Below are 18,732 nucleotides of genomic sequence, written 5' to 3'. Positions count from 1 at the left end.
CGGTGGACCCTGCCCGTCTTCCCGGCCGGTCCCCGGCTCTTCGATGTCAGGACGTAGAGTTCGTGGTCTGCGTCCTCCCCGAACGCGAGGACGTATGCGCCCACGGTCCGGCTCCCGGCCACCCCGATCTCGGTAAATTCCCACATCTCGTTGGGGCCTTCCGCCGGCGTGGCCGCAAAGATGATCCCGTCTCCTCTGGCCCCGTCCCGGTTCCACTCGCCAAAGACATAGCGTCCCACGAGCCCGGGAATTGCGCTGCCCCGGTAGACGTAGCCGCCGATGACGACCTGCCCGATGCCGCCGGGCTGGCCGGCGTTCGGGTACTCGATGATCGCGTCGACCAGGGGCTCGCCCCGCCTCCCGGTCCGGGGCACGTCCTGCGGCGACTCGTAGGGGTTTTCGGGGTCGAAGGCATGGTTGCCCTCCCGGAGGTTCCACCCGTGGTTGCCGCCCGGGACGATGATCTTCACCGACTCCCAGAGGTACTGCCCGGCGTCGGCGGCAAAGAGCCGGTGCTCCCCTCCGGCGTCGAAAGCCGTCCGCCAGGGGTTGCGCAGACCGTAGGCATAGATCTCGTCCCGTCCCTCTCTCCCGACGAAGGAGTTGTCCTCCGGAATCCCGTAGGGCTTCTCGTCGTCGATATCGATCCGGAGAATCTTCCCGAGCAGTGTGGTGATATCCTGCCCGTTTCCCCCGGGCGGGTGGCCTCTCCCGACGTCATTCGCACCGCCGCCGTCCCCGAGCGGGATGTAGAGATACCCGTCCGGCCCGAAGACAATCGAGCCGCCGTTGTGGTTCGCCTGCGGCTGGTCGATCTCCAGGATCACCCGCTCGGAGTCCGGGTCCGCCCGGCCGTGTGTGGAGACGGAAAACTCCAATACCCGGCTCGTGTGGTCCCAGCCCGCCGGCGCCCCCTCCCGGAGCGGGGCGCTATAGTAGACCAAAAACCTCCCGTTCTCGGCGAACTGTGGGTGAAACGCGAGGCCGAGCAGTCCGCGCTCATCGTAGCCGGAACGGAGGTCTACGACCCGGTCGGTGATATCGAGGAACGGTTCATCGGCGCCGATGACCCGGATGGTGCCCGGGAGATCCGCGACGAAGAGCCGCCCGGTCCCGTCGCCGGGGGACGCGAGCGCAACGGGCATGGTGAACCCCCCGGTGATGGGCTCAAGGGCCACTTCTTCCGGAACAGCCGTTCCGGGGATATTCCGATCGATGATCCCACCTCAGGGGTGGGTGATCGAGCGCCAGCACTAAAAAGCCATCTGTAGATCCGGGAGAGAGTCTCAGATCCTGTCGTACATTCTCCCGCTTCCCGACCTTGACCACATACTGGATCAGGGTCCTTGTTCGTACGTCCAGAATGCCGCAGGGAACTCCCTCCTCGCCGCCGGAAGAGTTATCCTTTCCGCAACGGGTGAGAAAAAAGATTGCACGACCGGGATAGGGAGTTCATGCATCCCGTCCCGGCAATCCCCGTCATCTACGATTCGTGAATGAACCCCATATCGACGCCGACGAGCCCGACGACGGCGCCGCTCGCGTCCCTGACCGGGGCATACCCGGAGAGGAGGGTTGCGGTCTCGTTGCCCCATTCGTCGGTGTAAAACCCGGGTTCGGCGGAAGGTTCTGTAAACCCGGCGAGGAACGCGACGTCATCCTCCGTAGGCACGTAGACGTCGCCTATCGCGGGCGCATACCCGTCGCCGTAGTCGGCATCCACGACGTACTCGGTGGCGTTTTCGGTCTTGCGCATCGTATAGACGTAGACGACCCCGGGGGTGTTGTCCCGGAAGGCGGCGAGCCGGTCGCGGATGGTGATGAATGCCGCGGAATTCTCGTCGCCGGGTTTGAGCGCCGCCATGGCGTCACCGTCGATCGCACCCACAATCTCCGCCGCGAGGGCTTTCACCCGTTCCTGCGTGATCGGGTTCCCCACCTGGATGCCGGCCATCCCGACGCTGGAGCCGGTCGCGTTCATGATCGGGGCATACGCGTAGATGATGGAGTAGATCTCGGCGGAGAGTCCCTCATAGCCGGCGAGGAGGCCGGCGTCGAGGTCCGTCAGGGTGTAGCCGTCGCCTATCGCAACTCCGTCGTCGCTGCCGTAGTCTGCGTCCACGACATACTCGACGGTATCATCGACCGTACGCATCGTGTAGATGTAGCTGATCTCGGGATTCGCGGTCCGGAAGGCTTCGAGCTGGTCGCGAACGGTGATGAATGCCGTGGTATTCTCATCGCCGGGCTTGAGCGCGGCGAAGGCATCGCTGTCGATCTGCCCTGCAATCTCCGCCGCAAGGGCTTCGATCCGCTCCTGCTCGATCGGGCCATCCGGTTCGAGGCAGACTACGCCAACGGCGGCGCCGCTTGCATCCCTCACCGGAGCATACCCGTAGACCCAGGAGTAGACCTCAGCGTAGGGCTCCGTAAATCCGGCAAGGAACGGCTCGTCCGGCTCCGCAACGTAGTATCCGTCGCCGATTGCGTATCCGCCGATGCTGCCGTAGTCTGCGTCAACGACCTGCTCGATGGCGTCCCCGGTCTTTCGTATCGTCGAGATGTAGACGATGTCGGGATTCTCGGACCGGAAAGCGTTGAGCCGGTCATGGATGGCGATATATGCCGGGGTGTTCTCGTCCCCGGGCCTGAGCGCGGCGAAGGCGTCGCCGTCGATCTGCCCCGCAACCTCCACCGCGAGAGCCTTCATCTCATCCAGCGTGGGCACCTCCTTCACCGGCACGATCTCGGTGGGAGCCGGTTCGGTCGCGCCGGGCCCAAATGCGATCATAATCCCTGCTGCAACAATAATCAGCGCAATAACTGCGGCTATCAGAGCGTTCTGGCCTGTCATCCGATATCCCTTTACGGTTCTATTGCAGAAGCGCGAATTTAAAGACTCGCAAATGTACCGCGGCTGATTGCGATCTTCAGGAGGATTTCTGCGGATACCCCTCTTCCTCCGCTCCCGGGAGCGCCGGGCATCCGGTGACGCAGAGGCTGCACCGGATCGTCGCCGCTCCAGCGACCAACGGCGCAAGCGGGGCAAGAGCTCCGAGCAGGAGCCGCCGCCGGAGCAGCCACTTCACGGCCGGGACGACCGGGGGCGGAACCCATGCACGCACTGTCCGGCACCGGAACGCATCGACACCCTCCGGCCCCAGCGCTCCCTCCGGGCATGCCCGGATGCAGGCCCCGCACCCGGTGCAGAGCGGCTCACCGTTGCCGCCCGCCCCGTCCTCTCTCTCGAATTCCGGGGCACCCGGGCCGGTCACGACGCCGGAGAGCAGCAGCCGCGGGCCGAAACGCCGGTTGAGGAGGAGGGTGCTCGCGCCGATCTCCCCGAGCCTCGCGGCCGCGGCGACCTGTTTCAAGTGGACGACGCCCTGCACCCTCCCGTCGACGACCCGCACGGGCAGGTAGAGCGGGACGGGGCGGGCAGCGATACCCTCCGCATCCAGGAGGTCGGCGAGCCGCAGGGCGGTGCCGTCCAGGCTCCCGGCGATCCGGAGCATCTCCCGGGTCTTCTCGTTCGGCGGCATCCGGTACACCGCGACGGGGACCTCCCCTCCAAAAACGATCACGGATCGGGCGGCCGGGAAGAACCGTAGCACCGATTCTCTCTCAGCATCGGGGAGTTCCTCGATCCCGACCCGGGCGAAGGCGTCGATGCCCTCATCCAAAAAGAACCTCACACAGTCCATCCTGGCACTTTCTGGAGAAGTATGCGCGTGAATGCCGTATCAGGATGTTGGTGGAGGATTCACCCCCGGGTAACCCGCCCCGATGACCGGCTGGAGGGCGCCGGCTCAACCCGGCCCCCGCTCGCTCTCCGTCCGCTTCGCCTTCATCTCCTTCGCCCGGCCGATGAGGTACTCGAGTTCCACAAGTTCCCCGGCGCTTCCGCAGGCGCCCCTGCTGCATGCCTCGTTGTGCAGCCTCCGGCACTCCTCTTCGATGCGGTTGAGGTCGGCCATCGTATGGAGGTGGTACCGGGCAAGGATATCCGCATGCTCGCGGGTGAACCGGGCGATCTCTTGAAGGAGGGCCATGCGGTCCGGCTTGGGTCCAGATGGTCCTGCAGCGCACCGGGTCGCCCTGGACGTTGTGCGATTCATAATAGGTCCTCGTTGCACTGAGGGTTATCCTTTGCGGAGAAGGCTGACGGAGTATTCTGGAGAGGGAGGTTAGAGATGAACGCACCACCATAGTACAGAAGAAGAGGAAGGGGTGAGTGCCCGGCCAGCCTGCTCTCCGCTACCTGCTCTTCCGGTAGAGGCACACCAGCGCACAACCCAACCCGGCAAGTGCGGCCAGTGCGCCGAAGCCGGGCAACGCAAGGGCCGGCACCTCGCTCTTAGCGTAGATCTCAGTCGTGAAGACATCCGTTCCGGTCAGGTGCCACTCTGCCCTGTTCCCGTTCACCGTGTTTGCATTGGTATCGACGATCTTCCCGGGCATCTCAAGGTAGTAGTGCAGGCCGACGCCGCTGAACATCGCGTCGCTGAGTTCGTCTGAATCATTGCCGAGCCAGTCTGAGCCATCACCGAGCTCGTCTGAACCATCGCTGAATCCGTCCGACCCATCACCGAGTTCGCCTGAATCGTCGATAGACTCGTCCGATGTGAATCTTGCATCCCTGTAGACCATGTACCCGTCAACCTTCTGGATCGTCCAGTTCCCCGGGTCGAGCGACTGTATTGGCTGCAGGCTATCCATACGGATCGTAACCGTATCACCATCCCAGACCTCGCTGTATTCGATAGCCTCCGGGTCGGTCTGCGATAGGAGTGATTCCCGTAACGTAGAATATCCCTGCTCGTTTGCGCTCTCCTTCAGTGCACTATACACGAACTGGTTCGTTGTAAGATTGAACGAGTACGAACTCACCGTGGCATCTGCATTGACCTTTGAATGGACTTCAACCGTGAAGCAGCCACAGGAGAGTACCGTAAACGCAATTACGAGACAAATAATGGAGTGCCATGCCCTCATGAACAATTTGTGTACTACGAATCGATTTATGGCTTTTGTATTATGTTCTTCGATATTTGAGGGCCCGTGAGACGGGGGAACGGGCAGGAGGGAGGGGCCGGCCGGAGGCTTGGCGGTTCCTGAGCCACTGGGAGCGTTTATCGGCAGCCCTGGCCCCGTCAGCCCTGCGCTCTCCTTGATATCGACGCAAGCCAGGCATGGTGTCCTTCGGCCTGGATGGCGTTCTCAAAGGTTGCCGGCCGGATGTAGTCGACGGACCAGCCCTCCCGGAAGGTCTCCTGGATCTCCTCCTGCGTGTTCCTCCTCGGGAGCGGGTACTCGCCGGGATTCTGTTCGCTGAAGCAGAGCATGAAGTACTTCCCGCCGGGCTCGAGAACGGCCGTGAGGCTCCCTGCGAAACGAGATCGGTCTTCGTCGGAGAGGACATGGAAGAGGCCGGAGTCGATGACGGTGTCAAACGTCCTTCCGAGCCCGGCAAGGTCGAGCGCGTTCCAGACAAGGAACCGCGCCTGAAGCCCCCTCCGGGCAGCCTTCTCCTCAGCCTTGCGGATCGCGAGAGCGGCGGTGTCGATCCCGAGCACATCGTGGCCTCTCTCCGCAAAGAAGAGGGCGTTCTCCCCCGTCCCGCACCCGACATCCAGGACGGAGCCCGTAACCTCTCCCGCCGCGGCGAGGTCGACGAACGCCTTCTGGGGCCGACCGATGTCCCAGGGCGGCGTGCTCTGGTAGACTGAATCGAAGATATCCATACAATCCAATCTATTGATCCAGGAACGACTTAACCGGTTCTACAGGATTGGCAGAATTTTGTATTTGGTGACCCTGAAAAATAATTTCGTTACTCCCGTTTCTCCTGGACTTGTCCTTGCCAAAATGCCAAGCGCGTCATGACCGGAGAGCAGATAACGGTTTCCCGGTTGTGTTCCAAGTTCATCCTGCAGCATAATGTCCCGTTGCCGGCGATCCCGACAGGGACGGAGCACAGCGTTAGCGGGGCAGCATTGGGTAATGGAAATAAAAGCAGAGATACGTCAGAACCACCCGTACCGTTTGTGTGCCTGCTCGGTCGAGATCACTGCAAGAACATGAACCTCCAACTCCTGCTCATGGATGCGGTAGAATGCCGTGAATGTCCGGCTGATATGAAGCCGGTAGGTGTCTTCCCGCCCATGCACGTGCAGGCGTTCCTTGTCGCTTCCGCTGCCGGGATACGGGTCGTCCTGCAGGGTTTTCAACTCCTCCATGATTATCCGCCAGCTCTTTGCGCTGAGGCTCTGGATGCTCTCAAGGACCTTGCGGTTAATCAGTATCCGGAACGTCAAACTCCAACTCCACAAAATCCCCTTCGGCCTCGATGCGGTCCATATCCTCGATGAACCGGCGCTTCTTCTCCTGCTCGACCATGTTTGAGAGCAGGTCGTCGAAGGTCTGGCCGGGGCGTTTCAGCCCGGAGATCTCCGCCCATACCCCTTCCGAGACGGGAATCCTCTTGGTTGCAGCCATGACAGCATTGTAAGTGCTTATCATATTTGCAATGTTGCACACGATGCGTCAGTAAAAAAAAGTGAGGGGTTCAAGCAGTTCAGGGGATGGCTGCCTCCAATGAAAATAGGTTATTTTTGCAGCGTCTGAATCTGGATGAGATTGCCGCAGGTGTCGTCGAAGGCTGCTATGGTCACCCCTTTGAGAACTTCCGTTGGCTCCGTCGTGAACTTCACGCCGAGCTCCTTCAGTCTCTCGTACTCCGCGCGGGTGTCTTCAACACCAAAGGACGCGGCGGGGATGCCCTGTTGATAGATTCCTTTCTGGTATGCCTGCGCTACGGGATTGCTGTTCGGCTCAAGCAGAAGCTCGGTCCCGTCCGGATCGTCGGGAGAGACGACAGTAAGCCACCGGTACTCTCCGGCAGAAACATCGCTCTTCTTCACGAAACCCAACACTTCGGTGTAGAACTTCAGAGCCCTGTCCTGATCGTCCACAAACAGATTGGTCAGTATGATTCTCATAATCGTCCATATTCGGAGAACTATATGTACGTTTGGCAACCGGTCAACCCGAATCCGGGCGGAGTTCTCATGATCAAAACGATCCGTGCACCGGCAGCGGTCGGAGCGCCGGGCGGCACCGCGCGGCGCCATACCTGACCTGGGTTGAACCGGAGGAGATGCGATACCGTCAAATCCCCGGGGCTCTCAAGAGGAGTGTATGAGTGTGACGGCCCGGAAGGTTCTCCGCTGCCCGGTATGCCGGAGCATCGAGATCTACCGGGCTGCCCGTGGCCTGTACGCGACGCTCTATCACTGCCGGCAGTGCGGGTATCAGGGAGCGTTCATCCTTGAGTGTGACGAGGATGCCGGGAGCGTCTGAGTGAGAGCGTGCCGGGTGAACGGCTAACATTAAGGCTGCCTCCCCTCTTCCTTCTTGAGTGCCGCACGTCCGGTCAAAAAGAATCCGGATGGTTCAAAGTCCCTGAAGTCCACGCTGTGAGATCTCTCACCCGGAGCAATTGCCGGCGTGATGAACCGGAAGAACTCGCTCGCGAACTGCTCGTAACTGAACCCTTCCGCCTCAATCGCCAGTTTCCACCGGTTCTCCAGGGAGAGGATGCCCATGAAGGATATCATGAGGTACATCGAGGTCAGGAACGGGTCGAGGTCAGGTCGGATCGTCCCGTCATCGATCCCCTCCTGTATCGCGCCCGCGAGCATCAGGCGGCAGATCCCGTAGCCCTCTCCTATCTCTGCGGCATAGGGGTTCTCCCGCGAGAACCGCTCGGACCCGTAGAAGTGGATGAGCCGGAGATAGTCCGGGTATTCCTGTGCAAACCGGTAATAAGCCTGGCCCATCAGGACTACTTTAGCGATGCCGGGGACCTCCCTTGCCGTGCACTCCGCGTAGCTCTCCCTGAGGATCCGGACGCCGCGGAGCACGATCGTCGCGAAGAGGGCCTCCTTATTCTTGAAGTAGAGATAGATCGTGGCCTTGTTCAACTCGACCTCGCGGGCGATATCCTCCATGGAGACGTCTTCGTAACTCCGGGCAAAGAAGAGACGCTCGGCTGCCTCGATGATCTCGGTCTTTCGCTGCTCTTTTTCTCGTTGTCTTCTCTCGGCGATTCCCATTCTTCCGCTCCCGTTCCTGGAACTTCCCATTGCCGGCAGGAGTATCCCGCTACAGGAAATACTCGGGCTCCTTGCGTTCCCGATACAGCGTGCTCAACCGCACCGAAGCGTCCCTGACCGGGCCGGGTCTCATCGTCCTCGCGTGCGCGGGACAGTGTTTGATGCAGGCGCAGCACGTGATGCACTTCTCCGGGTCGGCCGAGTAACCCTCGTCCGGATCGATCGCGCCCGTGGGGCACCCCTCTGCACAGGTCCCGCACCGGGTGCATGCATCGCCGACCGCGATGAAGTCCACCGTCCAGAGCGTCGGGTCCCCCCGGTAGGGGCGGCAGCCGGGTATCGTCACATTGGGTATCCGGTCGACCGATGGGATGGCCTCGAGTTTCTCCCGTATCTTTCGCCCGAACGCCTCCGCCCGGTGCAGGTCGGCTGCATCCGGGCGACCGCCGGCCGTCGGGGCCTCGGCGCTGGAGAACGAGTGCTCCCCGATGAACGCCCCTCCGGCGATCGGCCTGCACCCACGCCGGGTCAGGATATCGGTCAGTTCGAGAAGGGCATCCTCATACACCCGGTTGCCATAGACGACAACACTCACCGCAGGCGTGCCGTGAGCCCTGATCGCCCGCAGCCACTCCGTCAGGAGGGCCGGCACCCGTCCCATGTACACGGGGACCGCAACGATGAGGAGTTCGTTCCCCGATGTCTCCAGGGGTTTTTTTCTCGCCTGCGGCGTCGTGATGTCGATGAGTTCCATTGTGCCATGATCGATCCCGCGTGCGATACCCTGGATAACTGTCCTTGATCTTCCCGTGGGCGAGAAGCAGACCAATCTCAGCGAGTCTATCCTCATGCGGTCTCCCCCGTCTGACCTGCGGATGCGAGTGTCTTCAGCAGCCAGGCCATGTTCTTCCCGGCTTCTCTTGCCCTCGCCATCCCCTCTTCGTCCCTCCGGACGTCCCCGATATCCCGGCCGATGCCGATCACCGGGACTCCCGGGACGATCATCCCGCTATAGAGCATGAAATGCAGCAGGGTGTCGACAGTATGGTTTGCCCCGGACCGTCGCACGGCCGCCGCGGCGGTTGCCACCTTGCGCCGGAAGGGCCCGTCGTTTGCCCTGGCCACCACGCCTGCCCGGTCGATCAGGGCTTTCATCTCGGCCGTGACATCGAGGAAGTAGACCGGGGAGCCGAGGATGATCCCGTCGGCCTCGAGCATCTTCTCGATGCAGTCGTTCACGATATCGTCGTCAAGAACGCACCGCAAGTCCCGGTTCTCGAAGCATCTCCGGCAGTCGGTGCACCCGCGGATCATCTGCCCGCCGATCTGGACGAGTTCCGTCTCGATGCCTTCGTTCTCAAGCCCGTCGAGGATCTGCCGGATCAGGATGGACGTGTTGCCGTCTTGCCGGGGACTTCCGTTGAATGCAACGACTTTCAGCCTCTTCATCGATTCCACCGCCTTCATTTCTGTTTCGGTCCCTGCGACCCCACCCATTCGTCGATGAGCGCACGGGTCAGGCTGAGTCTTGGCGGAAGAACCGGGAGATGCTCCCGGTCAAACCATGCGGCGTTCTCGATCTCGACGCCGTCTGCGACAACCTCACCGCTCTCGTAATCGGCGACGAACCCGATCATGAGCGAATCGGGGAACGGCCACGGTTCGCTTGCACAGTACCGGATATTTTTGATCGCGACCCCCGTCTCTTCACGGACTTCCCGGCGGACGGCATCCTCGATCGTCTCGCCGGGCTCGACAAAGCCGGCGACGAGGCTGTACCTGTCGGGAGGCGCCCTGATCCCGTGGACCATGAGAATAGAGTCGCCCTTTCTCACCAGGACGATGATCGCCGGGGAGAGCCGGGGATAGACGATCCGGTGGCAGGACGGACAGACTTTGGCCCGCTCGGTCCGTGCAGGCTCTGTTGGTGTGCCGCACCTCCCGCAGAACCGGGTGTTCCTGTCGTAATCGATGATCTGGACGGCAAGTGCGGCAACGGCAAGTTCCTGGTCCGGGATGAGGCCGACGAGTTCGCGCACGCCGGAGCATGCCAGTCCTTCGGGCAGGGAGAGGTCGGCGGGGACTTCGATGGTGTAACAGGGGACGGACCCCCGGTGACCGAGATACCGGGCCTCCTTCTTCAGCCCTTCCGGCAGGTCCGGGGGCGCCTCTTGATAGATGGTCGGTGTGCTGTCCTTCCGGACGCCGACCCCGCCGTCGCGGACGAACACCAGGCATGCATCTCCTGGGAGCCGGTCCGGTTCCGGGTACTGCTTGTGCAGGCAGTCGACTGCAAATCTTGCTTTATGGTCCATGATTCCCCCAGGTTTCCGGTACAGACCCTGGTCTAGCCCTTCTCTCCATGCTTCCACGGGATTTGCACTTTTTCTGTCGAGCGTCTATCTGATTCATCTCTTCGCCATCGAGAGGCATAATCTCCAGCTGCGTCAACTACCCCCGACTGAAGTCGGGGGGCTCCTCGGCCCACGATCCTGAAAGTTGTCTCACTGGGTGGTCACACTTCCCGGTTATACTATACCTATCGATTACTTTTGTAACTTCGAGTTATGTTCTTAAAATACTGAAGTATGGCAATAGGCGCACACAGTCCGCGGCACCGATGCCGGGGCGGGTGAGGACCCCGGACTGCCGGAGGCGGTCCGATACTACTATGGCCGACCTCCGTCCCCCTCCACTGCTTTGAGATGGAGGAGGATGAAGGAATCCATTACATCACCGGATGCCTGAACCATATCTCTGCAGGTATGCGGCAGCCAGTTCGTATGCCGCATACACTTTCTCTCTTTCAACCCCCGGCACGCCGCATGCCACAATGTGCACTACCTTCGTGGCGAGGGTAATCTTTGTTGCATCCGAGTCCCGGTACGGATAGATGGCGACGATTGCGTTCCCATCTGTTAGAATAACCTGGTTCTTATGGAGCATGACGGGTGCTGCCATCCTGATACCGAGGAACGCCTCACCCTCTTCTGCAAATCGCATGGTGAGATCTCCGGCAAGAGTATCGGCATCAAAAGCCGCAATGGGTATGCCTGTGCGAATTGAGGCCAGATTATAGGCGTCCACCGCAGTGTTGATCGTCGGGAGCACTTTTTTGGCCAGGATCCGTCTCACCAGGGCTTCCGAGGCGGGCCGCGTTTTGGTCGGGTCGACGCCCACCCGCCAGAAGAAGTCCCTGTAGGCCCTGAAGAGCGGTTCATCCTTGACCCGCTCAAGCGTATACCGCTCACGCACGGCGCGGACGATCTCGTCTCTCAGGGCTCCCAGGCGCGGGCTCTTCTCCTGAATTGAGAGCGGCCCGACCTCGCCCTCCGCAACCGAGAGATCGGGGAAGGCGGCAAGAATCTCCTTATGAATCTTCATGGTTTGTACCAGTCCTGCCCGCTACTCCAGCGAGAGCAGGTCTTTCAGAAGGACGTTTATCGCTTCCATATCCTCGACCGAGCACCGCCCGATCTTTCGGACGAAACGGTCCTCTGGGAGGGCAACAATCCGGCGCAGAGACGCGGCTGAGTTCATAGATTGTCATAGACTCTCTCCCGCTTGCCGACCTTGACAACGTAGATGATCAGGACCTTCTTTCTGATATCCTGGATGACGCGGTAACCCCCTACCCGCAGCTTGAAGTAGGGGGACCCTCGCAGTTGCTGCACGTGGTCAAGGGGACTATCGCGGATCTTCTCGACGGCTGCGACGATCCTTGCGGCGGTCTTTTTGGGCAGGGGTTTCAATTTTGTGAGGGCCTTTTCGGTCCAGATCACCGTGTAGGCCATTCAATCGATCCCGAGTTCTCTCTTTAACTCCTCCGTCGTGTAGACCCTCCCCGCCTTGATATCCGCAATCGCCTCTTCGATATCATGGATATCTTCCTCGGTCAGTTCCCCGGCGGCCTCCTCCAGGGCATCACGGGTGAGACGGTCGATCACGTCGTTGTAGGTCTCCCGGGGGTAGTTCTTCAGCCTGTCCAGTCTCCCCTTCACCTCTGGGGTCACCTTGATTGTTGCTTCCACTGCCATACACTACAGTATACTGCAGGGGAACATCAATCTTTCCGGCGAGGGCAGAACCTGACTCCGCCCCTTTGGTGCATAGCGAATCTGCCCTGTTACAACTGCCTGTCACGAAGGATCAGAAGAATGATCCCCTCAATGAGGGGCGCCGGAGCAGGATAACTATAATCAGTCCGGAGCACCCACATACGCATATTCTGGAGTGTGCGGCATGGGAGTGCACTACATCTGCGATGCAGAAGGCAGGAAGACCGACGTTATTGTGCCCATTGACCTCTGGGAGAGCCTGACCGCCGAAAAACCTGCAGACAGACCTGTTGGGGTTGCCGAGCCCGCGAGATACCGGGGCATATACCGGGACCAGGATCTCGACCTGGAGGCTGAGGTCCGGAATCTGCGGGACGAGTGGGACCGGACATGAAACGGTACCTGCTTGATACAAACATTCTCATCTATTACCTCGCAGATGCCATTCCGCCGGAGCGGGTGAGCGAGATAGAAACTATGCTCACCTCCTCGTTTCGGGTCTCGATCATCACGAAGATCGAGTTTCTCGGCTGGAAGAAGCATACTCCGGAAGGGTATGCGCTGGCTCAGGACTTCATTCGCTCAGCCGAAGTGTATCCCCTGACCGATACGATTGCCGACCGTGCCATCCACCTGCGCCGGACGTGCGGGATGAAGCTCCCCGATGCGGTCATCGCAGCCACAGCTCTCACCCACGAATGTGCGCTCGTCACCCGAAACGAGAGTGATTTTTCCGGGATCTGCGCACTTGAGGTCGTAAACCTGTTTCGCGGTGAGTGAGTCGGGCGAGGTGGTGCATGCACGGAGACCCTCTGACATTCTCGGGTAGTGTATCATCATGAGCAGGGACGTGATGTGATGAAACCTGTCAGTTACCGTATCCTCCTCCGGAAGGAGCCGGAAGGCGGGTATACCGCCACCGTGCCGGCCCTCCCCAGTTGTGTCACCTTCAGGGAGACCGTCGACGAGGCGATAGCGATGGCACGGGAGGCTATCGAGCTCTACATTGAGCATCTCCTGGAGAAAGGTGAGGAGATTCCCACCGAGGAAGGGCTCTTGGAATACACCCTCACCGTCGAAGTCTGAGCTTAACCAGGCCCTGTCATCTCACCCCCCGCCGAGCATCTTCACCAGCACCGCCACCACCCCGCCGACGACCCCGCCGGCCCCGGCGCTGACCGTCGAGAGCCAGCGCTCTCGCACCTGGCGATGCTCGAACTCCTGCCTTCTCCGCCCGCCAGCCCTCCAGCGCCCGGATCCGCGCCTCAAATTCTTCGTCCCGGGCCTCCATCCGTTGTAGCATCTTACAGATCCACTTCACGTCCTGGTTCGTCTCGTAGACAAGTTCTCTGGTAGTCTTTGCATCGGCCATCCCGGTAATCCTCCCGGAAGACAGTAGGACGTCGAAGAGAAAAAGCCTGACCGTAAGGGTTATACCGGTGAATCAGAGAGTTTTCCGCGCTCCCAGATAGATTCAGTTTGATATCCTCTTCCGCACACCCTATAGTTGTCTGTCATATTCCCGGGAAGAGTTGCACTTTCAGTGCAACTGCCTCAGATCTCCGATCTGGGGCATCTGGCAGGCAAGGAGCAAAACCCATGGCAGACTTCGTGCAGAAGACCGTGAACAAGACGGCGGTCCGGGACCTCGCCGTCCCGATCGCCGATGTAGCGTCGTTTGACAACCTCATCGAGACCATCATCGATGACAACCCCTTCGGGTGTGTCGGGTATACCGGCTCTGACGGCGTCCCTGTCGCCGCCATCGTCCGGAACCGCGAGCACTACACCGCGAAGGTGGACTTCATCGACGAGGAGACCGGCAAGCGGGTCGGGACCGTCTCCCTGCAGTCCCCGACGATTGCCGCCTTCAACGCAAACGCGGCGGCGGTGATGGGCAACGCGGCCCTCGCAACCGCGATGGGCGGGGAGGCCGAGCGGAACTATGCCGGCGAGACCTACTACGCTCAACTCAAGTGCCACAACCCGTCCGGTGATGACTATTACGTCACCTTCACCCGGAAGACCGTCCGGATCTCGTCCTACCAGGACGACGCCATCCGGAACACCGTCGAGACCTGGGCGGATGCCGTGCCCGCCCTGGCGTGAAGGGGACGGAAGTCCCCCACTCAATTTTTGTTTCTCAGTGCCGGGACATAGATCATCTGGTAGATAACTCCTCTTCAGACAGAGATATGTAGATTGAAGCACCAGAGGATTATAGACCGCAGAGGTGAGGCTGCCATGACTCAGGTAAAAGAGGAGATCATCAGCGAGCTCGATGACCTGCCGCCCCGGACATACGGTGAGGTGCTCGACTTTATCCGGTTCCTCAAGTCCCGACGCCGGAAGGCCGCCCCGGACACCGCCCTCGCAAGTGAACCCGTGCTCCGGAAAGACTGGTTCCGGCCCGAGGAGGAAGAGGCGTGGAGCGACTTGTAAAGGGTGATGTTGTCGTTGTACCATTTCCTTTCTCTGATCTCTCAACCGTGAAGAGGCGCCCGGCCCTTGTCGTTGCGGCGCCCGGAGGAGACGATGTAATTCTCTGCCAGATCACGAGTCAGCAGGTCCGGGATCGCTATGCCGTTGGTATTACTGAACTCGACTTTGCAGAGGGAACACTCCACAAACCGAGCAATATCCGGCCAAACCGGCTCTTTTCTGCCAGTGTCGACCTGATTCTTTATCGAGCCGGACGTCTCAACGACCAGGCCGTTACATCAGTCATCGATCGGATCATTGAGATCTTGCAGGCAGACTAACTTCTTGCCCCTACTTTCCGCCGGGAACCCGCAGTTGCCGCCTTCGTGCCATTTCACTTTCAACCCGCGCACGGCCTGCCTTTAACAATACCCTCTTCTCCAGACTGACGTATGACACGTTCCCGTCTTCTCCGTAGCGACCAGACTCTCTTCAGGGACCCGGACGTTTTCGAGCTCACGTTCGTCCCGGAGCACCTCCACCACCGCGACGCCCAGGTCAAGGAGCTCGCCTTCCTCATCAGCCCCACGCTCCGGGGGGGGGAGCGCCCTCTCCGCCGTCCTCCGCGGGCCGCCGGGGACCGGGAAGACCACCACCGTCCTCCGGATCTTTCGCGAGGTCACGGAGGAGACCCGGCAGGTTGTCCCGGCCGGATGACTTCACGGCGGCGGCAACGTTGTAGGGCGCCCTATCGGGGACGGTCGGGGGCCAGGAGACCAAACTGACGAAAAACGAGGCGGCGGCGCTCGAAACCGTCGCCGGGATGGGGGTCGAGATCTTCACCGTCCGGCAGCTCCAGAGCGCCCTCGCCCTCTCCTACCAGAAGACCTACCGGCTGCTCCACGGTTACACCAACAACCGGGCCGCGTATGCCGGCCTGCTGGAGAAATGCCCGACGGTGAGTTACATCGACGCAACGGTGACCGGGGAGATGATCGGGGTCGGGGAGACCGTCCGGCGGCGGGAGCACTATTTCTCGTTTGATCCGGAGGTCTACCGGGCCTGGAGCAGCGGTGCCACGGTCTGGCTGGACGAAGACCCCGACGATCAGAACGGGGGTTCTGATGTTTTCACCTTTTCACCAGGTTTTCACCAGAAATCCGGGAAAAGTGAAAACGAAGATGCCGGCCATAATGGTCATGATTGCTCTATTAAAGAGATATGTACAGAGATATGTACTGATCAAAGTACTCATTTACACCGATTTCCGGGAACGGAGAGCCTGCCTGCGGGAGCGGGTGACCCGGCTTCTGGTGTCTGTGAAATTCGCGGTGGTGAAAACATGCCCGGTATTCGGGATAATAATCGGCGGATCCGGGATCCTGCCCCGTTTGGCGGGTTTTCTGGGTGTAAATCAGGGTGTAAAGAAGTGAAAACGAGTGAAAATGTGAAAACAACTGTCCCGATCGACCCCGCGGACTATATCGCCCTCCCGGTGGAGAAGGACGAGCCCGGGCCTGCATCTGCAACCGGCAGGCCGGCGTCGCGGGTGTTGCGGGGCGGCGGAGGGGTCTACCTCTGTTACGATTGCCTCAAGAAGGCAGAGCGGCCGGCGAAGGTGTAGCCCCTGCCGGGGGTCCTCGACCACCGGACGTTTGCGCGGGTGAAGGTGGAGATCGGCCGGTGCGAGGTCTGCGGGGAGAAGAAGGCGGTCTACCGCTCGCGGGAGGCGCAGGCGAAGGTCTGCGAGGAACGATGCTCCGGAGGAGCGGAGTTCGAGCACCGCTAGGTGCGAGGTGCGACGGTTCGTAGAACCGGAGCATGAGCACCTCTAGGTGCGAGGGTGTTATGCGAGGCTGGTGCGGGAGTGGAATGCGGCAGGCAGAGCGGTGGTGATCCGGACCCGGGCGGGGGCCTGGATCGTCCCGCTCGTCTCGTTCCGGCGGGTGGCGTGCGGGGAGGAGGCGAGGGGGGCGGTTTTTGGGGTTGTGGGGGAGGTAGGAAGTTAAGCGGCAGAATCCACGAAGCAATGGGTATCCTCCTGAAGGGACCGGGAAGGCAAGTATATCGTTGCCGTGCGACCTCCCAGCTACCTCCCGGAAGACTGTCAACGAGGCGATATTGATGGCACGGGAGGCCATTGAGGCCTATACTTTGGGTCTCATAGGGGAAGGTGAGGAGATTCCGACTGAGAAGAGAGATTGGAGTGGAAACTAACTGTTAAAGTTTTTAATTCGGGAGGGGACTAAAAAGGATCACAAAAGGATATCGAAACGAGTATATATTTTCGAATAGTAGCCTCTGATGTATCCAAATGCATAATTCATCGATGTTATCTAAAATATTTAGGTGCTATCAGGATTCCCTAAATTGCTCTATCAGCCGCTATAAGCAGTCATATGAAGAAACGACTAAGAATGGATTGTCTTTTTATGATGACTTTTTAAACACGCTAATTATAGACTTCGAATCAAAGTTTTCGAAACCTCATACAATGAATCTACTAAACTCTAAAATAATGGAGTATTTTCAAAAATCAGAACTAAATTTTGTCGCAATTGACGGGACCTGCTCAGCCGATCCCTTTAAAGATTTCATGGTTTTTTTTGCTGCAGCTTACGGAGTAAGAGGAAAGATCGGAATAGAAACAGACCCACCCAAGCTTTCATACGAACGGTGGTCTATGGATCAGGATGTAAGCATAGTCTCATATATTCCTGTTCCGTACGCTGAATCAGGAGATATTTCGGATGTGAGCTTTGAAAATTTTGCTGTTGATGATGCGAGTAAGATCAACTTGTCTCACATTCACACTCGATTAATGGAATTATCAGAGATTTACTTAGCCTATCAGATGGCATCAGCCTCAACGCTCAGCACGCCTCAAATTATTTTGATGGATCGATCATTGAGTGGAGTTCTTATGTCAACAGACGGCTACCTAAGTGCGGTCCGTCTCTTTGGTCATCCAATTGGAACACGCCAGTTAGTATTTAGAGATGGTCTGGTCGCATCTGCCCACCCATTCAATGACAGGTTGAGCGTACCTACTGTAAAAAAATTTGCTCGATGGAAATTCCTCGTGAAGGAACTAGACTCTAAGAATGAGATTCAAATAGAAGAATTAATCCAAAAAACAAATATTGACAAAAATAAATGGGCAAAAACACTGAACGAAACTTATGCTCGTGAATTATTTGAATATGATGGATTTAAAATATCTCGAAAATTTGATTTTGCGGCATCTTGGTTTGACACGGTGAGGTTCTTCGAGGAGTTTTGTGATCGATTATTCCATCGGAGGGAGGCTGAAGCACTGTTATATCCTGTTTTGGAAAATGGTCATGAAAGATTGAGATGGATGTCCCCAGAAGACATCGCTTTCTTGATAAACGTTGGGATTAGAGCCCTTATCGAAAAATGTTGGGAAAAAAGAATTTTGTTGATAGGAATCGTTAAAGATTCAGCAACAAAGTTCTTCTCTCGTAACTATATTGGAGTGATGAGAGAGTTAGGTCACTATCCACAAGTTCCAGTAAAATATCTTCCGTGGACAGATCGCTCTCTGCTTGAAGGACTAGCTTATCAACTGGACGATCTCTCAGCCCCATGGGCTACAGTCGAATTTGATTCCGCCTATATGTCTCTTCACGTAGAAGAAGATGAGAAAGGAAGATATATTCGAGGACATCGAGGTCTTCTTGTCAATCAAGAAAGACTCTTTGCTCGTTCACTTGGACAATTTTATAAGAAATCTTCTGGTTCAAAAACACTAATGGGTCATGTCGTATTCCTTGACCGCCTTCTCGATCCTTATTTTGACAATCAATTTATGAATAGCGACAGTATTCCCACAATTTCATCAGATGTTTTAGGGGAAATACAACCAGCATTCTTTGGGGATAATACTGTAATGAATTATGGCCAGGCTACAGTGATGAATTTGTTAGGTATATTGACACGGAATCTCTTTCCTGAAGTAATTGGATATCCAGATCCCTTACATAAGGCTGATTGGGGTGCGAAAAGCGTTAAAAGACGTGTTGATCGGCTAATCCAATCAAGTGAGATAACGTTTCGAATAAATCCACTAAATCAGAAATTCAGAACATTGAGAGATTCAGCTAGGAGATAGA

The 18,732-nt window shown here is 58.4% G+C and carries 30 protein-coding genes; 11 read left to right on the top strand and 19 right to left on the bottom strand.

All coding sequences use genetic code 11. From position 1 onward, the window contains the following. The 9 genes from QZ650_RS03105 to QZ650_RS03065 all read right to left on the bottom strand — a co-directional run. On the bottom strand, positions 1-1,145 hold a 1,145-nt coding region (locus QZ650_RS03105; RefSeq protein ID WP_292522456.1), incomplete at its 3' end, for a PQQ-dependent sugar dehydrogenase. Between the two features lie 338 nt (positions 1,146-1,483). Further along, the gene (locus QZ650_RS03100) at positions 1,484-2,791 is read right to left on the bottom strand and encodes a hypothetical protein (protein WP_292517868.1); all 1,308 of its coding nucleotides are present in this window, start codon (positions 2,789-2,791) and stop codon (positions 1,484-1,486) included. 139 nt (positions 2,792-2,930) lie between these two features. Next, positions 2,931-3,695, bottom strand: coding sequence for a 4Fe-4S binding protein (locus tag QZ650_RS03095; RefSeq protein WP_292517871.1), 765 nt, complete (start codon positions 3,693-3,695; stop codon positions 2,931-2,933). Between the two features lie 114 nt (positions 3,696-3,809). After that, positions 3,810-4,118 (bottom strand): hypothetical protein, encoded by a 309-nt coding sequence (locus QZ650_RS03090; protein ID WP_292517873.1) that lies wholly within the window; start codon positions 4,116-4,118, stop codon positions 3,810-3,812. A gap of 139 nt (positions 4,119-4,257) precedes the next feature. Further along, a complete protein-coding gene (locus QZ650_RS03085) occupies positions 4,258-4,851 on the bottom strand; it encodes a hypothetical protein (protein ID WP_292517876.1) in 594 nt (197 codons plus the stop codon). 302 nt (positions 4,852-5,153) lie between these two features. Further along, positions 5,154-5,744: a class I SAM-dependent methyltransferase gene (locus tag QZ650_RS03080; RefSeq protein WP_292517878.1), complete on the bottom strand. Its 591-nt coding sequence runs from the start codon at positions 5,742-5,744 to the stop codon at positions 5,154-5,156. Between the two features lie 282 nt (positions 5,745-6,026). Continuing rightward, positions 6,027-6,317 carry a type II toxin-antitoxin system RelE/ParE family toxin gene (locus QZ650_RS03075; RefSeq protein WP_292517881.1) on the bottom strand — a complete coding sequence of 97 codons (291 nt, stop codon included), beginning with the start codon at positions 6,315-6,317 and terminating at the stop codon, positions 6,027-6,029. Next, positions 6,295-6,522 carry a hypothetical protein gene (locus QZ650_RS03070; protein WP_292517883.1) on the bottom strand — a complete coding sequence of 76 codons (228 nt, stop codon included), beginning with the start codon at positions 6,520-6,522 and terminating at the stop codon, positions 6,295-6,297. The genes QZ650_RS03075 and QZ650_RS03070 overlap by 23 nt, the downstream gene beginning before the upstream one ends. Positions 6,523-6,608: 86 nt before the next feature. Continuing rightward, positions 6,609-7,001, bottom strand: a complete 393-nt coding sequence (locus QZ650_RS03065) for a VOC family protein (protein ID WP_292517886.1) — start codon at positions 6,999-7,001, stop codon at positions 6,609-6,611. Positions 7,002-7,200: 199 nt separating this feature from the next. Here QZ650_RS03065 and QZ650_RS03060 point away from each other — a divergent pair, with 199 nt between their 5' ends. Further along, entirely contained in the window at positions 7,201-7,362 is a 162-nt protein-coding gene (locus QZ650_RS03060; RefSeq protein WP_292517889.1) for a hypothetical protein, read from the top strand. 29 nt (positions 7,363-7,391) lie between these two features. Here QZ650_RS03060 and QZ650_RS03055 read toward each other — a convergent pair whose 3' ends face one another. The 8 genes from QZ650_RS03055 to QZ650_RS03020 all read right to left on the bottom strand — a co-directional run bounded on the left by QZ650_RS03055 (position 7,392) and on the right by QZ650_RS03020 (position 12,154). Then, a complete protein-coding gene (locus tag QZ650_RS03055; RefSeq protein WP_292517892.1) occupies positions 7,392-8,117 on the bottom strand; it encodes a TetR/AcrR family transcriptional regulator in 726 nt (241 codons plus the stop codon). Between the two features lie 49 nt (positions 8,118-8,166). Continuing rightward, positions 8,167-8,967, bottom strand: coding sequence for an EFR1 family ferrodoxin (locus QZ650_RS03050; RefSeq protein ID WP_292517895.1), 801 nt, complete (start codon positions 8,965-8,967; stop codon positions 8,167-8,169). After that, on the bottom strand, positions 8,964-9,566 hold the full coding sequence (locus tag QZ650_RS03045) for a flavodoxin family protein (RefSeq protein ID WP_292517898.1): 603 nt from the start codon (positions 9,564-9,566) through the stop codon (positions 8,964-8,966). The genes QZ650_RS03050 and QZ650_RS03045 overlap by 4 nt, the downstream gene beginning before the upstream one ends. A gap of 14 nt (positions 9,567-9,580) precedes the next feature. Then, the gene (nudC, locus tag QZ650_RS03040) at positions 9,581-10,432 is read right to left on the bottom strand and encodes an NAD(+) diphosphatase (RefSeq protein WP_292517901.1); all 852 of its coding nucleotides are present in this window, start codon (positions 10,430-10,432) and stop codon (positions 9,581-9,583) included. 418 nt (positions 10,433-10,850) lie between these two features. Continuing rightward, positions 10,851-11,501: a phenylalanine--tRNA ligase beta subunit-related protein gene (locus QZ650_RS03035; RefSeq protein ID WP_292517904.1), complete on the bottom strand. Its 651-nt coding sequence runs from the start codon at positions 11,499-11,501 to the stop codon at positions 10,851-10,853. 21 nt (positions 11,502-11,522) lie between these two features. After that, on the bottom strand, positions 11,523-11,657 hold the full coding sequence (locus tag QZ650_RS03030; protein WP_292517907.1) for a hypothetical protein: 135 nt from the start codon (positions 11,655-11,657) through the stop codon (positions 11,523-11,525). Continuing rightward, a complete protein-coding gene (locus QZ650_RS03025) occupies positions 11,654-11,899 on the bottom strand; it encodes a type II toxin-antitoxin system RelE/ParE family toxin (protein WP_292522455.1) in 246 nt (81 codons plus the stop codon). Before QZ650_RS03025 ends, QZ650_RS03030 begins: the two co-directional genes overlap by 4 nt. Positions 11,900-11,911: 12 nt before the next feature. Beyond that, positions 11,912-12,154 (bottom strand): antitoxin VapB family protein, encoded by a 243-nt coding sequence (locus QZ650_RS03020; protein WP_292517913.1) that lies wholly within the window; start codon positions 12,152-12,154, stop codon positions 11,912-11,914. Between the two features lie 205 nt (positions 12,155-12,359). On the opposite strand from QZ650_RS03020, the gene QZ650_RS03015 reads away from it, so the two are divergent. From QZ650_RS03015 to QZ650_RS03005, 3 genes are all read left to right on the top strand, one after another. Next, positions 12,360-12,569: a hypothetical protein gene (locus QZ650_RS03015; protein WP_292517916.1), complete on the top strand. Its 210-nt coding sequence runs from the start codon at positions 12,360-12,362 to the stop codon at positions 12,567-12,569. Then, entirely contained in the window at positions 12,566-12,955 is a 390-nt protein-coding gene (locus QZ650_RS03010) for a type II toxin-antitoxin system VapC family toxin (protein WP_292517918.1), read from the top strand. The genes QZ650_RS03015 and QZ650_RS03010 overlap by 4 nt, the downstream gene beginning before the upstream one ends. 78 nt (positions 12,956-13,033) lie before the next feature. Beyond that, a complete protein-coding gene (locus QZ650_RS03005; protein ID WP_292517921.1) occupies positions 13,034-13,261 on the top strand; it encodes a type II toxin-antitoxin system HicB family antitoxin in 228 nt (75 codons plus the stop codon). A 21-nt stretch (positions 13,262-13,282) separates the two neighbouring features. On the opposite strand, the gene QZ650_RS11845 is transcribed toward QZ650_RS03005, so the two are convergent. Then, entirely contained in the window at positions 13,283-13,444 is a 162-nt protein-coding gene (locus QZ650_RS11845; RefSeq protein ID WP_366829769.1) for a hypothetical protein, read from the bottom strand. 330 nt (positions 13,445-13,774) lie between these two features. Here QZ650_RS11845 and QZ650_RS02995 point away from each other — a divergent pair, with 330 nt between their 5' ends. The 3 genes from QZ650_RS02995 to QZ650_RS02985 all read left to right on the top strand — a co-directional run bounded on the left by QZ650_RS02995 (position 13,775) and on the right by QZ650_RS02985 (position 14,937). Continuing rightward, positions 13,775-14,284, top strand: a complete 510-nt coding sequence (locus QZ650_RS02995) for a hypothetical protein (protein ID WP_292517924.1) — start codon at positions 13,775-13,777, stop codon at positions 14,282-14,284. A gap of 135 nt (positions 14,285-14,419) precedes the next feature. Continuing rightward, positions 14,420-14,617 (top strand): hypothetical protein, encoded by a 198-nt coding sequence (locus QZ650_RS02990; protein WP_292517926.1) that lies wholly within the window; start codon positions 14,420-14,422, stop codon positions 14,615-14,617. Continuing rightward, complete coding sequence (locus QZ650_RS02985; RefSeq protein ID WP_292517929.1) at positions 14,602-14,937, top strand: type II toxin-antitoxin system PemK/MazF family toxin; 336 nt, start codon at positions 14,602-14,604, stop codon at positions 14,935-14,937. The genes QZ650_RS02990 and QZ650_RS02985 overlap by 16 nt, the downstream gene beginning before the upstream one ends. Before the next feature lie 81 nt (positions 14,938-15,018). On the opposite strand, the gene QZ650_RS02980 is transcribed toward QZ650_RS02985, so the two are convergent. After that, positions 15,019-15,279 (bottom strand): hypothetical protein, encoded by a 261-nt coding sequence (locus QZ650_RS02980; protein ID WP_292517934.1) that lies wholly within the window; start codon positions 15,277-15,279, stop codon positions 15,019-15,021. Between the two features lie 486 nt (positions 15,280-15,765). On the opposite strand from QZ650_RS02980, the gene QZ650_RS02975 reads away from it, so the two are divergent. The 4 genes from QZ650_RS02975 (at position 15,766) to QZ650_RS02960 (ending at position 18,731) form a co-directional block, all read left to right on the top strand. Further along, a complete protein-coding gene (locus QZ650_RS02975) occupies positions 15,766-16,029 on the top strand; it encodes a hypothetical protein (protein WP_292522454.1) in 264 nt (87 codons plus the stop codon). A 14-nt stretch (positions 16,030-16,043) separates the two neighbouring features. After that, positions 16,044-16,220 carry a hypothetical protein gene (locus QZ650_RS02970; RefSeq protein WP_292522453.1) on the top strand — a complete coding sequence of 59 codons (177 nt, stop codon included), beginning with the start codon at positions 16,044-16,046 and terminating at the stop codon, positions 16,218-16,220. A gap of 211 nt (positions 16,221-16,431) precedes the next feature. Further along, a complete protein-coding gene (locus tag QZ650_RS02965) occupies positions 16,432-16,605 on the top strand; it encodes a hypothetical protein (RefSeq protein ID WP_292517941.1) in 174 nt (57 codons plus the stop codon). A gap of 509 nt (positions 16,606-17,114) precedes the next feature. Further along, positions 17,115-18,731 carry a DNA double-strand break repair nuclease NurA gene (locus QZ650_RS02960; RefSeq protein ID WP_292517944.1) on the top strand — a complete coding sequence of 539 codons (1,617 nt, stop codon included), beginning with the start codon at positions 17,115-17,117 and terminating at the stop codon, positions 18,729-18,731. Position 18,732 lies beyond the last annotated feature (1 nt).

The sequence above is a fragment of the Methanoculleus sp. genome, from assembly GCF_020696975.1.
Taxonomy (GTDB): Archaea; Halobacteriota; Methanomicrobia; order Methanomicrobiales; family Methanoculleaceae; genus Methanoculleus.
The sequence above is the reverse complement of the archived record's forward strand: the minus strand, read 5'-3'. Positions and strand labels throughout refer to the sequence as shown.

Coding starts and splice junctions, on each gene's coding strand:
- QZ650_RS03100 (WP_292517868.1), bottom strand. CDS start 2,791: ATGATCGCATTTGGGCCCGGCGCGACCGAACCGGCTCCCACCGAGATC.
- QZ650_RS03090 (WP_292517873.1), bottom strand. CDS start 4,118: ATGAATCGCACAACGTCCAGGGCGACCCGGTGCGCTGCAGGACCATCT.
- QZ650_RS03080 (WP_292517878.1), bottom strand. CDS start 5,744: ATGGATATCTTCGATTCAGTCTACCAGAGCACGCCGCCCTGGGACATC.
- QZ650_RS03070 (WP_292517883.1), bottom strand. CDS start 6,522: ATGATAAGCACTTACAATGCTGTCATGGCTGCAACCAAGAGGATTCCC.
- QZ650_RS03065 (WP_292517886.1), bottom strand. CDS start 7,001: ATGAGAATCATACTGACCAATCTGTTTGTGGACGATCAGGACAGGGCT.
- QZ650_RS03060 (WP_292517889.1), top strand. CDS start 7,201: ATGAGTGTGACGGCCCGGAAGGTTCTCCGCTGCCCGGTATGCCGGAGC.
- QZ650_RS03055 (WP_292517892.1), bottom strand. CDS start 8,117: ATGGGAATCGCCGAGAGAAGACAACGAGAAAAAGAGCAGCGAAAGACC.
- QZ650_RS03050 (WP_292517895.1), bottom strand. CDS start 8,967: ATGAGGATAGACTCGCTGAGATTGGTCTGCTTCTCGCCCACGGGAAGA.
- QZ650_RS03045 (WP_292517898.1), bottom strand. CDS start 9,566: ATGAAGAGGCTGAAAGTCGTTGCATTCAACGGAAGTCCCCGGCAAGAC.
- nudC (WP_292517901.1), bottom strand. CDS start 10,432: ATGGACCATAAAGCAAGATTTGCAGTCGACTGCCTGCACAAGCAGTAC.
- QZ650_RS03035 (WP_292517904.1), bottom strand. CDS start 11,501: ATGAAGATTCATAAGGAGATTCTTGCCGCCTTCCCCGATCTCTCGGTT.
- QZ650_RS03030 (WP_292517907.1), bottom strand. CDS start 11,657: ATGAACTCAGCCGCGTCTCTGCGCCGGATTGTTGCCCTCCCAGAGGAC.
- QZ650_RS03020 (WP_292517913.1), bottom strand. CDS start 12,154: ATGGCAGTGGAAGCAACAATCAAGGTGACCCCAGAGGTGAAGGGGAGA.
- QZ650_RS03015 (WP_292517916.1), top strand. CDS start 12,360: ATGGGAGTGCACTACATCTGCGATGCAGAAGGCAGGAAGACCGACGTT.
- QZ650_RS03010 (WP_292517918.1), top strand. CDS start 12,566: ATGAAACGGTACCTGCTTGATACAAACATTCTCATCTATTACCTCGCA.
- QZ650_RS03005 (WP_292517921.1), top strand. CDS start 13,034: ATGAAACCTGTCAGTTACCGTATCCTCCTCCGGAAGGAGCCGGAAGGC.
- QZ650_RS02995 (WP_292517924.1), top strand. CDS start 13,775: ATGGCAGACTTCGTGCAGAAGACCGTGAACAAGACGGCGGTCCGGGAC.
- QZ650_RS02990 (WP_292517926.1), top strand. CDS start 14,420: ATGACTCAGGTAAAAGAGGAGATCATCAGCGAGCTCGATGACCTGCCG.
- QZ650_RS02960 (WP_292517944.1), top strand. CDS start 17,115: ATGGAGTATTTTCAAAAATCAGAACTAAATTTTGTCGCAATTGACGGG.